This window comes from Bremerella volcania, assembly GCF_007748115.1.
Taxonomy (GTDB): Bacteria; Planctomycetota; Planctomycetia; order Pirellulales; family Pirellulaceae; genus Bremerella; species Bremerella volcania.
This window is the reverse complement of the sequence record NZ_CP036289.1, coordinates 2,348,663-2,360,537: the sequence shown is the minus strand read 5'-3', so window position 1 is coordinate 2,360,537 and position 11,875 is coordinate 2,348,663. Positions and strand designations below refer to the sequence as shown.

11 protein-coding genes are annotated in these 11,875 nt (G+C 57.2%); 4 read left to right on the top strand and 7 right to left on the bottom strand.

Annotation, left to right across the window (positions count from 1 at the left end; genetic code table 11):
- Positions 1-5 precede the first annotated feature (5 nt).
- Positions 6-1,478 (bottom strand): IMP dehydrogenase, encoded by a 1,473-nt coding sequence (gene guaB, locus Pan97_RS09805; RefSeq protein ID WP_144978278.1) that lies wholly within the window; start codon positions 1,476-1,478, stop codon positions 6-8.
- Between the two features lie 221 nt (positions 1,479-1,699).
- Between guaB and Pan97_RS09800 the strand changes: the two genes are divergently transcribed.
- From Pan97_RS09800 to Pan97_RS09790, 3 genes are all read left to right on the top strand, one after another.
- Entirely contained in the window at positions 1,700-2,635 is a 936-nt protein-coding gene (locus tag Pan97_RS09800; RefSeq protein ID WP_144972047.1) for a hypothetical protein, read from the top strand.
- A 107-nt stretch (positions 2,636-2,742) separates the two neighbouring features.
- Complete coding sequence (locus Pan97_RS09795) at positions 2,743-3,162, top strand: hypothetical protein (protein WP_144972045.1); 420 nt, start codon at positions 2,743-2,745, stop codon at positions 3,160-3,162.
- Between the two features lie 112 nt (positions 3,163-3,274).
- On the top strand, positions 3,275-4,708 hold the full coding sequence (locus Pan97_RS09790; protein ID WP_144972043.1) for a sulfatase-like hydrolase/transferase: 1,434 nt from the start codon (positions 3,275-3,277) through the stop codon (positions 4,706-4,708).
- A 117-nt stretch (positions 4,709-4,825) separates the two neighbouring features.
- Here Pan97_RS09790 and Pan97_RS09785 read toward each other — a convergent pair whose 3' ends face one another.
- The 5 genes from Pan97_RS09785 to Pan97_RS09765 form a co-directional block, all read right to left on the bottom strand.
- On the bottom strand, positions 4,826-5,251 hold the full coding sequence (locus Pan97_RS09785) for a hypothetical protein (RefSeq protein WP_144972041.1): 426 nt from the start codon (positions 5,249-5,251) through the stop codon (positions 4,826-4,828).
- A gap of 64 nt (positions 5,252-5,315) precedes the next feature.
- The gene (locus Pan97_RS09780; protein WP_144972039.1) at positions 5,316-6,290 is read right to left on the bottom strand and encodes a DUF1559 domain-containing protein; all 975 of its coding nucleotides are present in this window, start codon (positions 6,288-6,290) and stop codon (positions 5,316-5,318) included.
- A gap of 253 nt (positions 6,291-6,543) precedes the next feature.
- Positions 6,544-7,593 (bottom strand): hypothetical protein, encoded by a 1,050-nt coding sequence (locus Pan97_RS09775; RefSeq protein ID WP_144972037.1) that lies wholly within the window; start codon positions 7,591-7,593, stop codon positions 6,544-6,546.
- Between the two features lie 67 nt (positions 7,594-7,660).
- Complete coding sequence (locus Pan97_RS09770) at positions 7,661-8,500, bottom strand: hypothetical protein (protein WP_144972036.1); 840 nt, start codon at positions 8,498-8,500, stop codon at positions 7,661-7,663.
- 149 nt (positions 8,501-8,649) lie between these two features.
- The gene (locus Pan97_RS09765; RefSeq protein WP_144972034.1) at positions 8,650-10,041 is read right to left on the bottom strand and encodes a PLP-dependent aminotransferase family protein; all 1,392 of its coding nucleotides are present in this window, start codon (positions 10,039-10,041) and stop codon (positions 8,650-8,652) included.
- Positions 10,042-10,502: 461 nt separating this feature from the next.
- Between Pan97_RS09765 and Pan97_RS09760 the strand changes: the two genes are divergently transcribed.
- Positions 10,503-11,114, top strand: a complete 612-nt coding sequence (locus tag Pan97_RS09760) for a hypothetical protein (RefSeq protein WP_144972032.1) — start codon at positions 10,503-10,505, stop codon at positions 11,112-11,114.
- A gap of 261 nt (positions 11,115-11,375) precedes the next feature.
- Here Pan97_RS09760 and Pan97_RS09755 read toward each other — a convergent pair whose 3' ends face one another.
- Positions 11,376-11,756: a hypothetical protein gene (locus Pan97_RS09755; RefSeq protein ID WP_144972030.1), complete on the bottom strand. Its 381-nt coding sequence runs from the start codon at positions 11,754-11,756 to the stop codon at positions 11,376-11,378.
- Between the last annotated feature and the right edge of the window lie 119 nt (positions 11,757-11,875).

Below are 11,875 nucleotides of genomic sequence, written 5' to 3'. Positions count from 1 at the left end.
TGAAGCTATTCGTTGTCGTGTGTCTCCGGGCTGTAGTTAGGAGACTCTTGAGTGATCGCGATGTCATGAGGATGGCTTTCCCTAACACTAGCCGAGGTAACTCGGATAAAGGTGGCGTCCTTGCGCAACTCCTCGATGGTTCGCGTTCCGCAGTATCCCATGCCGGCTCGTAAACCGCCAACCAACTGATACACGAACGCGCTCAAATTCCCTTTGAACGGCACACGACCTTCAACCCCTTCGGGAACCAGCTTGCCACCGTCGGTGACGCTGCCTTGTCGGTACCGCTCTTTGGAGCCTTTCACCATCGCTCCGAGGCTGCCCATCCCGCGGTAAACCTTGAAGGTTCGACCTTGGTACAGGATCACCTCGCCAGGGCTTTCGGCCACGCCGGCGAACAAACCGCCAACCATAACCACGCTCGCACCTGCTGCGATCGCCTTGGTAATGTCGCCCGAGAATCGAACGCCGCCGTCCGCGATGATCGGAATTCCATATTTCGCAGCGACCACGCTGGTATCGTGAATCGCCGTGATTTGTGGAACGCCCACCCCGGAGACGACTCGGGTCGTGCAGATCGAGCCAGGCCCGATGCCAACCTTTACCGCGTCCGCGCCCGCGTTGATCAAGTCTTCGCATCCTTCCGCGGTCGCCACATTGCCGGCGATCACGTCGATGCTCCAGTTCTTTTTGATCTCGCGAACGGTCTCGATGACATTCTTGGAGTGCCCGTGAGCACTATCCACTACCAACACGTCGACGTCGGCATTGATGAGACTTTGAACCCGGTCGAAATCCATCACACCGACGGCGGCTCCAGCCCTCAAACGTCCCATCGAGTCTTTGGACGCCTGGGGGAACCGGTTCATCATGTCAATGTCCTTGATCGTGATGAGACCCGTCAGTTTGTAATCTTCGTCAACCAGTAAAAGTTTCTCCACCTTTTTAGCCGTTAAAATTTGCTCAGCTTCCGTAAGCGTTACGGTCCCCGTTGCTGTCACGAGGTTGTCTTTCGTCATAACCTCGTTGATAGAAAGGTCATTCGACTCGAGGAAGCGTAAATCGCGGCGGGTGATGATGCCAGCTAGCTTGCCATCGCTGCCAATGATAGGAACGCCGGAAACGTGATGCTGATCCATCACGCGCTTCGCTTCGTTGACCGGTGCTGTCGGTGGTAGCGTGACCGGGTCGACGATAATCCCGTTGGCCGACCGCTTCACCTTGGTGACTTCTTCGGTCTGCACTTCGGTCGACAGATTCTTATGAATGATCCCCAGGCCACCTTCCTTGGCCAGGGCAATGGCCATCTCCGATTCCGTGACCGTATCCATCGGCGAGCTGAGCAGCGGAATGTTCAACGCGATGTTCGCCGTCAGCTGGGTCTTGGTCGTGACGTCCGCTGGCACAAAGTCGCTAAAGCGCGGGGCAAGCAGCACGTCATCAAACGTAATCGCGACCTTGGCAAAGCGATCTTCCATAGACATTCAAACTCCTGTCGGCTTATGGATACGAGCAAGTCAGGGTAGAGAAACCCTGCATTATGCACCAAAGCATGCACGTTAGGCAACGCGTGGAACTTTAGGGGGAATTCGCAATCCAGGTAAATCGCTCCCAAAAATCGACATTGCAGCGATCCCTCCTTATGGGTACGGTACTGGGGCAAATTGGCACCCCAGATCACATGGATAAGGTTTCGATCGTGAGATTCTCCTGGCTACTCGTTAGTGTGTTGGCTCTGTTTGCATCGGTCTTCCATATTTCTTCGCTCGCTGCGAGCGAAGAAATGGTCGAACTGAAGATCCGCCTGTTGGAAAAAGTCGCAGGGCAAGACGAACCGCTGGTCTTGGCACAACCGCGGATCATGTCGGTCATCGATCGTCCGTTTTCTATCAAAGTGACTCCTAGCAAGCAGTCGAGGTTGGATCAGTCAGAGCACGAGGTTGGGCTAAAGCTCGTCGCCAAGGTCAACAAACTGGGAGATCAACGATACGAACTCAAGCTCGAGTGGTTCCGGGGACAGCCCATGCAGCCGAAGGATCAGCCCGAGAGTGAGTACTTCCGCGAAGAGAAACTTCATGCCCGCACAGTCTTGCAGCCGAACGTTCCGCAAAAAATCACCCTCTCATCCAATCGCTGGTACGAAGTGACCCTCAGCCTGCCCGCTGGTAATCCGCAACCTCAACCGGCCAAGCAGCACTTGCTACTCACCACGCATATCTACCACCAGTCCCCTGGCCAAGACAAACCTGCGTGGAAGAACTCTCCCTCAATGCACCTGGTCGCTGGCAAATACGGTCAGTTCGTTTCCGGAGGGAAGATGAAGTCGCAGTTCGACGAGACGTTCCACGAGATCGGCATACGCATGAGTGCCATCGCCAAGAAGACCGACGACGAAACGTATCTCCTAAGCCTCGAACTAACCCAAGGCAACCTCCGCATACAGTCCTCGGTCCCCAACACGGAAGTCCTTCACAACGACACCACCAAACTGCGCACCATCTTGAAAAGTGGCGAGAAAAAGAAAATTGAAGTCTCCCCCACCTCGTGGCTGGAACTCCGCCTGGAAGAGATTGCGCCCAGCGATCCAACACCGGTAGCTGGCTCCATTCCGAATGCTGGTCCGACGAGATTTTAAGTTCAAACGCAAGTTGGCACGACTCTCTCTGGTAACGTACGATACGAGTAGTTCCCCAAAGCACTGCTTTTCGTACCCAAGCTCATCTCGACAACTGAGTCGGTTCCATGCTTGACCTCGACCACCCGATGTCCCGGTTCATCGTTGCCGTCGCACGTGAAGACGACGCCATCCTTTCGATCGCCAGGCGGATGACACTCGTCTCGACGGAAGCGAAACGCGAATTACTTGAATCTGCCAATCCTCACTTCACGCGCATGCGCGAGCTGCAACGCGAAGGATGGGGCGAGTCAACCGAACAGACCGCAGCGATCGTTCTGCTTAAGCAGCAACTCACCCATCTCGCCGAGATCCCTTCGGAGAACGATTTCTATCCCTATCGGCAAGGCAAGAACTGCACCGTTTGCAGCCGCCCGATTGAGAATCTCAAAGACTATCCAGACATGGTCTATTGCCACGCGTGCATCGCCAAGATCGACTCTGGCCGTGAAGCCGTCGACGAGGCCTTTGGGCTGTTTGCGATCTAACGGCATCTGTCTGCATCGGCAAACCAAAACTTGGAACTCGCCACCGCCCCTTCTATACTAAAAGCCACCAACCCACCCTCGCTCTGTTCTTCTTTTCAAACCGAAAAACACCATGCGAACGCTTCTTCTGAGCTGCGTGCTTGTTCTGCTGGCCTCTTCCTGGCTGGCTGCGGAAACGACTCGTCCCAACATCCTGATCTTGATCGGCGATGACATCGACCGCGACTCGCTCGGCCCGTGGGGTGGTCAGGCTCACACGCCCAATCTCGATCAGTTGGCCAAGGATGGCATGCGGCTCGATGGCGTTTATGCGAACGTCGCCATGTGTGCTCCGTTTCGGCAAGAGCTTTACAGCGGGCGCACGGCCTGGCGGACGCGGGCCATGCCCAATCACAGCAAGTCGGTCGAGGGGACCAAGAGCCTGCCCCATTACCTGCAGCCGCTGGGCTATCGCGTGGGCCTCTTGGGCAAAACGCATATCGGTCCAAGGGATGCTTACCCGTTCGATTATCTCGGCGACGTCAGCAAGCAGAAAGATGGCAACCCGGAACTTGTCCGCCGTGCGACGGCCTACATCCAAGAGGCCAAGGCCGCAGGCGAACCGTTCTGTCTGGTGGTCGCCTCGCACGATGGTCACGGCCCATACACCACCGGCGATCCTTCAAAGTACGACCAAGAGACCTTCGAGTTGGAAGCCGACAAGATCGACACGCCTGCCTATCGCAGCGAACTTCAATTGCATCTGGCTGAAGTGACCAACCTCGATAAGCTGCTCGGCGAACTTCGCGGCGTACTGGCCGACGAAAAGCTGGCCGACAAGACGCTCGTCCTGTTCTGCTCGGAACAAGGCAACGCGTTCCCGTTTGCCAAGTGGACCTGCTTCAACGACGGGCTGGCCAGCGGCATGGTGGTCGCGCTGCCTGGCAAAATTCCCGCCGGCAAAAGCAATGCTCAACTTACCTGGATCGCCGACGTCACTCCGACGCTTCTGGAAGCAGTCGGCGGCAAGGGCACCGCCGATGACTTCGACGGCAAAAGCCAATGGCGGAACTGGACCGGCGGCAACGAGCAAGTCCACAAGTACGCCTATGGTGCGTTCACCAACTGCAACATCATCGACAACCGCGAGCGGGTCTACCCGATCCGCTCGATCCGTGACGACCGCTTCACGCTGATCTGGTCCCCTCAGCACGACGAAGAGATCACCTCGAACACCACGCTGACCGAGGCCTTGGCCTGGCTCGAGTCGGAACCCCAGGATGGCAAGGCCAGCCCCGCCGCCACCTGGGTTCGCAAGGCAAAGCGAACTAAGACCGAAAAGGACGACCAACTCGTCCACCGCCTTCATCACCGGCCCGAGTGGGCCCTATACGATCGCACGGCCGATCCGGAAGAACTGACCAACCTGATCGATGACTCTAAGTATGCCAAGGACGCCGAGCGACTGAAGCAGGAACTCAAGACCTGGCTAACCAGGTGGGACGATACCGATCCGGTGGTGACCGAACGCGGGTTCGTGAAAAGGTCGAAAGCGCAACCGCATTAACTACGAACCGAACGATTCCTGTTAGGAAGCCAGCCACCGATCCGCTTAGAATGAGCGGCTGGATATTGCTGGGGATCGTCCCAGGCTACAACGCTGAAGAAAAAAGGGCGACTGCTCTCACTTCGTCGTCAGCTCGAAATCGTGCGTCTGCGAGCCAGGCTGAACGTCGTACTCAAGTTCTGTCTTCGTGTTGTACTTCGCCGGCACTTGTTCCTTCTGGAACCAGATCTTGCCAGTCTCTTCGTCTCGCTTTTCGCCGCCGTTGGTGATGGTGACGGTGTTCACACCAACGGTCGCGCCGGCCTGGCTGCCGGTGTACATCATTTTATACTTGCCATCTTCACCAGTCTTCCCATAGGCAGGCCGGCCGCCAAGCGGCTGGAACGTGATCACGGCGTGCTTGAGCGGCTCGCCATCGAGCGTGATCGTGCCGCTTACCTCGCCTAGGTTGTCATACTGGCCGCCGCCACAGCCAACAGCGGAGATCAACACAGCACCCAAAAGCATCGCCATCAGGCGATGCTTGTTCAGCATAGAAATCATGAAGACTTGTTCCTGGAAGGATAAAAGATGAATAAGTAAGGAATGGTTCTCGATCCGAGCCGGCTTAGAATTCGCCCACCGGCTGACCGTCGCTCCGGGCACCCAGCTTCTCGTACACCGAATCGATGTTGTTGTCTTGAAGCGGATCGTGATCGATCGTTTCGGGAATGAAACGTACCGAGGCGTCCATCAGCATCGCCATCACGCCGCCGGGATGGTTGCTTGACAGGTTGCCATTGAGTCGCCAGTTATCTGGGTGATTCGAGTTAGGGGACAAGGCCGTCGAGGCCATGCAGTCGTAACGGTGATCGCACGCGTGCGTGGTCGCCGCCGAACACGCCCACACGGCCGCGCGATAATGCTGGCTCCCCAGTCGGTTACAGCGTTCGCCAATACCCAGAATGTTGCTCGTACCATCGGTCAGGTCCGAGAAGGTCAGCCCGCGGCTGACGAGGAACGAACCGGTTTGCGTATCGGCGCCGCTGGCGAACTTAGAGCTATCACCATCTCGCTTGAAGTGGGCCATGGCGACGTAATTCATCGTGGCGACGTCATTCGCCCCTTTCGACATCGACCAGCCGAGGTTGCCATTCAAATCGTCGGTCGTATCCGAAGGGCAGCGGTAGCCGCTGATCGGCGTCTGCATCAAAGCCAGGCGAGTCGCATCCTGATAGGCCTCGTCCGCGTACACCCCCTGGGTAATGCCCAGCCCGTCGTGCAGGGCCTGTTGTTCGATAAACGGCAGAATCAATGCCGACCAATTCCACGCACTGGGGGACGTCAATACGTCCCACGTGGCGGCCCGGTTGTAATTCACGATGATGCCTGGCGGAAAACTACCGTAGGTATCGTGATAGTTATGCACGGCCAGGCCGATCTGTTTCAAGTGATTGCTGCACTGCATCCGCCGAGCTGCTTCGCGCGCCTGCTGCACCGCAGGAAGTAGCAGGGCAATAAGCACCCCAATAATGGCAATAACAACGAGCAGTTCAACAAGCGTAAACGCACGGCGTGCTGGTGCCGCAGGGGAGTGTCGCATGAGGGAACTCCTTGAGAGGGGAAGGAGGGTGGGAAATGAGAGGTAAGAATTAATTAGCAGTTATCTAATAAACTAAGCCAGATAGATCAACATCTCAACATGTATTTGCGCAAGCGTGGCAAAGACAAGATGTTACGCATGGCCAAAACAGAAAAGATTCGCCCAAGAACTGAGCTCGTTTATTCATCGGCCATGGTAGCGTCTCGGTTCGTACGTAAGCATCGCCGATCGACTCATCGTTCCGCCCCATCGCCTAGCGGCGGGCAAATTGAACCCACGGAATCGTCTTCCACTCGCTGCCGGTCCAGAACAGCAGTCCCGAGTCATTAGGAAAAAGCTTGGCGATTTTGTCGAACGAATGCAGTTTGCGAGGTGGTGCGTTCGGGTTGCTCAGATCGATCGCCTCGAGGTTTGCTTCATGGATTCGATAGCCCACGCGGTGCTTCATCATGAACAGCCCGTGGATGCGTTTGTCGTCGCGGTAAGACGTAACGCGTTTGCCGGTCTGAACGTCGATGACGTAGTCGTCGTCCAACAGCAGCAACCCATCATCGAAGGCAGTGAACCGACTATGCTTTCGTTCGTATTCGTTTAAGTCCGGGTCACCGATGGGCACTACTTTTTCGGTTTGAGACGATAGATCCACCAGGTGCAAGCTCTCGGGCGACATCCACAAAAGCACGTCGCCTGAGCGAATGTTTCGATAAGGCACCCACTGCGTCTCCTTACCGATCGGGGCCAACTCGAATTCCCGTTGCTGGTCCAACTGGAATCCATCAAAGGGTATCCAGACCACATGTTCACCACGTGCGTCCCTGGTGCTGTGAGACTTCTTTTGGATGACGCCATCTGAGTAGACGCTGGTGATTCCGTGAATTTCTTCCTTCGGCGAATGAACCTGACCGTCGACGTCGTACCACGTCAGTCGGTTGTAGGTGGAATGCGTAATCAAGCCACTCTCCTGGATCTCCACCGGCGGAACCACGCCCGATCCATACACCGCTTGATACGCGTAGCGCGCGTCTTGCTCTCCTAGCCGCTGGCGATAGTACCGATGCAGGTAATCGGGCCCGCGTCGCGTTGGAACGGCACTGATCACTTCGGACGTTGCCCAAACGGCCCACGTATCATTGAGGCACACCGGGTAGGCAGACTTGTGAGTCGCCGGATAGATGATCAACTCTTCGGCCGAGGGCTCTCCTTGGCCGCTTCCCTGGAAGAGAAACGTCAGACCGAGCGCCGTCAGAAAGAGCGTGCCCAAACCCAGGTTCGATACGGTTTCGCGAAAAGATAGTCGATTCATTTCCGACCTCCCAACGGAATTCTATCCGTGACGGGAATCGACCGCGAGAAATTTGCAGAAGTCGCCGTTAGTTGCCGTCGTCGAACAGCCGTCGCTGCTGACGCTTGTTCCGGAAGAGGCCGGTCTTGGTGGCCGTTGGGTTGGTGGTCTCGGCGGCGACCTCGTAGTTCAACAGTTGCACAGTCGTCTTCGACTTCAGCTTTCCGCTGGCGTCGTAGGCGGTCATCCACGTGCCGACTACAAAGCCTGGCACCTCGGTGCACTGGGCCTCGACCGTTTCGGTCGTCTCGTCGGTGGCCGTCGTCTTCTGCACGATGAACGCAACCGTTTTGATCTCGGTCAGCACCGGGTATGGCTTGTTCAGTGCGACCACTTCCGAAACCATTTCCTTCTGCGGAGCGTCGGCTCCTTCCTGCGTGAACGTGTGTTCGCGCCGCAGGATGTACGGAGGCGTGCTGGCATTGTAGAAGACCTTGCCAGTGATCTTCGTCGGCTCGCCCAAGACTTCCATCTGACGTACTTCGCAAGTGTACGGCTTGCCCAGAATCGAGATTTTCTGCTCGCCTCCGGGCGTGATGCGAACGCGCTGCGCTCCGCTCTGCCCGTTGAGCCCGCTGCGGAACTCGCGGATCGGTTTCTCGAAAACCTGGCCGCTCACTTCCGACTTGGCTTCCCGTTCCAGGACAATGTAGTCCTTACCCACTTCCTTCAAGCGAATGGTCAGCGTGGTCGTCATCGACGAAACCAGTTCGCCTTCCTTGAACGTTTCGGTTACCTGACGAACCTGCTTCCACGAGCCTTCAGGAAAGCTGGCCCACTCGTGATGTTGATGCGGGACGAGCAGTTCCTGCGCTTGCCCCCACATGGGCAAGACCAGCACGAACATCATGGCAACCGCTCGAAGCATCAAACAACTCGCAAGAGAGTATTGTGGACCAAAATACGCAAAGCAGCGTGCGCACGGAACGGACGCTGCTTAGAGACTTATCTTGCCTAAGCTACCTTATCCTGGGTCCGCTTGCATCCAAGAGGGTCGATTTAGCCCTTCAACTCTCACTATTTTTCGGCATTTCCCCTATCGCCCCCCTCGATGGTATTATTTTCTGGCACCAGCTTGCTCACCAACTGGGCATCATTACGGGGGAATAACGTCCGCAAATCGAGTACGACTTCCTCGGCATTCTGGCTCCAACATGCCACCGCAGGAAAACCTTGCAGCTGAGTTTGCAGCGTATCGGCGGCGTCCGGCGCGGCTTTGAGCGTTACGTGTCGGCTGGGCAACTTGATGCCTCCTGGCAGGACGAACGTCTCGGCCGAACCCGTCACCGCTTCGGCAATCCAGGGCGAAACTGCGAGCTGATCGGCCAGCCGCGTCGCGCGAAGATCCAAGTTCTCTTCCGACGTCGACAGAAGCGACATCACCGGGATGCGATCGTCAACGCGCTGGCCGGACTGATGAATCCGCAGCGCCACTTCCAACTCCGCCAGACTCGCTGGCGGTGCCTGTAAGTACTGGGCAATCGGCAGCTTGGACAACTTCGACACGCACTCCGCTTTCCCCAACACGATCGCGCAGCCAGGGCCTCCCAGCAGAAAGCCCGCGCCGACAAGTGCAGCATCAGCCCCAGCTTCCAGCGCCTGCTTCCCGCTGCAGAGACCTAGGTCTTCATGGATTTCATCGGGCAACAGCCCAGCCACCCCCAGCATGGCCCACAGCGACACGCCTGATGTTTTCAACGCGCCGATTGCTTCGAGCGTCGGCGGAACGACGTTCGCGCCGCTGACTGAGAAGTTCGTCTTGTCGAGCCACAGCAGATTCTCGGCGCTCGATTCGATCTCGCCTGCCAGCGAAGCCAGGTCGATCGCATTACTCGATCCTACTTCCTGCACGCCGGCTTCTTCCAGCAGCTTCGGCACGGCGATCCGGTCGAACGTCGCCGACATTTGCGAACGCGGTACGAGCGTCTTCTGGCCGCTCAGTGCTTGCGCCAACAGATAGACGGCTGCCTGGCGATCGCTGACGACCAGCGCCGCTTCGGCGCCGGTCATCTCGCACAACAGCTGCTCGATCGCCTGGCGGTAGTTTTCCTGGGCAGTCGCTTGCCGGTAATCATGCCGCCGGGCATGCGCCTGCACGAGAATTTCTTCGGCGATCGGCCCGGTGGGGAAGTCGGCCCCAAGTACCTGCCCGGTCGCATTGATCACCTCCGGCCGGCTCAGTCCGCGCTGACCGAGAATCCAATCCGAGATCTCACTGGCCAGGCTCTGCAGCGACGCATACGGCAGCGTCGGGGCGGCCTCCATGGCCATCTTCTGGTACGGCTGCAAGTAAGCTTTCACGCCCTCGGCGACCGTGCTGCTGGAAACCTTATGTGCCAGGTCCTTCAGCGGCCGCAGTTCCATCAGCTGTGAGATGGAAGGAATACGATTGACAGGTGAATCCGACATGGGGCAACTCTCCTCAGGTAACGAAGCATGCCCCCATTATGCCAGCCAGGTGCCCCAGTCTAAAACGGTAGGGGAGGTAGAATTTTTGCCTGGTGAGCGAAACAGGTAACTCAACCACTCGGTCAGGCTTCCCGACGTGTGCCACTGCCGCCCTCGGCAGTGGCACACGTGGGAATGAATCTTCTAAGTGGCGAACTCGGTAGCCCTATCAACAAAATCGGCGCGCGCACTATCTTCCGGCACACCCAGGCTGGTATACCTAACTCTTGCACGGGGACTCTTCCCCAAAAGCACTCATTTAAATCGGTGTGCCGCGGGCCTCTGGCCAGTTTCTTTCATGCTAAAGTTGCGTTGGCTCACGTGTACTCCTTCACACTTGCCATATGCCAGTGGCACACGCCAGAGACGTCTCGTTGGTAGACGCAATGTAACCGCTAATCCCCTTTTTTCTGATTATCACCATGTCATCAACCCCAGCACAAACGGATCGCCGCGGATCGCTCTCGCCTGAGAGCGGACCGCAGGTCGTCGTGCGCGCTGGGAAGACGTTCGTGTGCTCGGCCTGTGGGACGCTGGTGGAAGTGCCAGTGGACGTCGTCGGTCAGTTGGTCCATGCGGTCGATCCTTCGCCGCAGGACGAAGCAGTCGAGACCGAGCCTGAGGGTAGGGTTCCTGCTAAAGCGAAGACACGCCCTTCTCGGCCAAAGAAGATCAGGCCAGCGCGGCCATCACGGCCGAAACGTCCTGAGCAACCAGAGCGTGTTTCTCTCGTTGGCGAAATCATTGACGGGCTCCGCGTGCCCTCTGGGAAACAGTTGGACCGCGCGCTGGCGTGGGTTTCGTTTCACTTGAAAGTGCTCGACCGCCAAGGGAGCGAATTGAAACGTCTGCAGAAACTGCTCAAGCAGCGCTCGATGGATCGGGTGCCCCGCTCAAGTCCGCTTGGGCGTGCGAAGGAGGTCGCCGCAGAAGTATCGATTGGCACTCTCGCAGGCACAAAGCCAAGACACGCCCACGCGGACTTGGGCGTGGCACCCACCGTGGGCAACACGAAAGAACGCGGGCCTCCCTGAATTGCTGTCCGCTCTTCCTCGTGGAGAGAGGGCTAGAGTGAGGGTTTTTGAGCGAGGTTTGAAGTGAGTCGCCGATGGATGTTCTTATCGATCGGAACTCTGGTCGCGCATGCGCTGTCAACTTGCGAGATGCCCCCTCACACTAACCCCCAAGGGGCGAGGGGACCAGATAGCCGGCTGCGACTCTTGGGCGTGCGCAACGAAAAACCGCCCTGTGGGGAGCCAGGGCGGTTTCTAGGAATTGGCTTGTTGCGGACTCGCTTAGAACTTGGCGCGTTCCAGGTCTAAGAAGTCGCTGACCGTTTGGGGTGGGCCTGGTTCGGGTTCGGGAGACAACCAGTCGAACCAACCGGGCTCTTTTTGTTTCTTATTATCGCGATAACCGCCGTTGTAGCTGTATCGCTCCTTCTTCTTATGATCGTCGGCGTCGTTGAACGGATTCATGTAGTCCGCCGTTTTGTAGAAGAAGTTTTTGGTGTTGGTGTTGATCTTCGAGAGCGTGCTGGGGCCCTTCGACTTTTTGCTCGAGGAGGAACCCATCCAGCTCATTGGATTGTACCACTCGGCGGAAGCCATCGTCGGCACGGAAACCACACATACGCAAACGAGTGTCCAGATGACCAATTGTTTGTTACGAATCATTTCTCCGACTCCCTCTGTAGAAATTTGGCAGGGGCGGATAGTTGCAACTTTGCCGGTGCGTGTCCAGGTCAATTTGAACATTTTCTGACCCGGTGCCAGCATGCATGCCGATTGTCCCG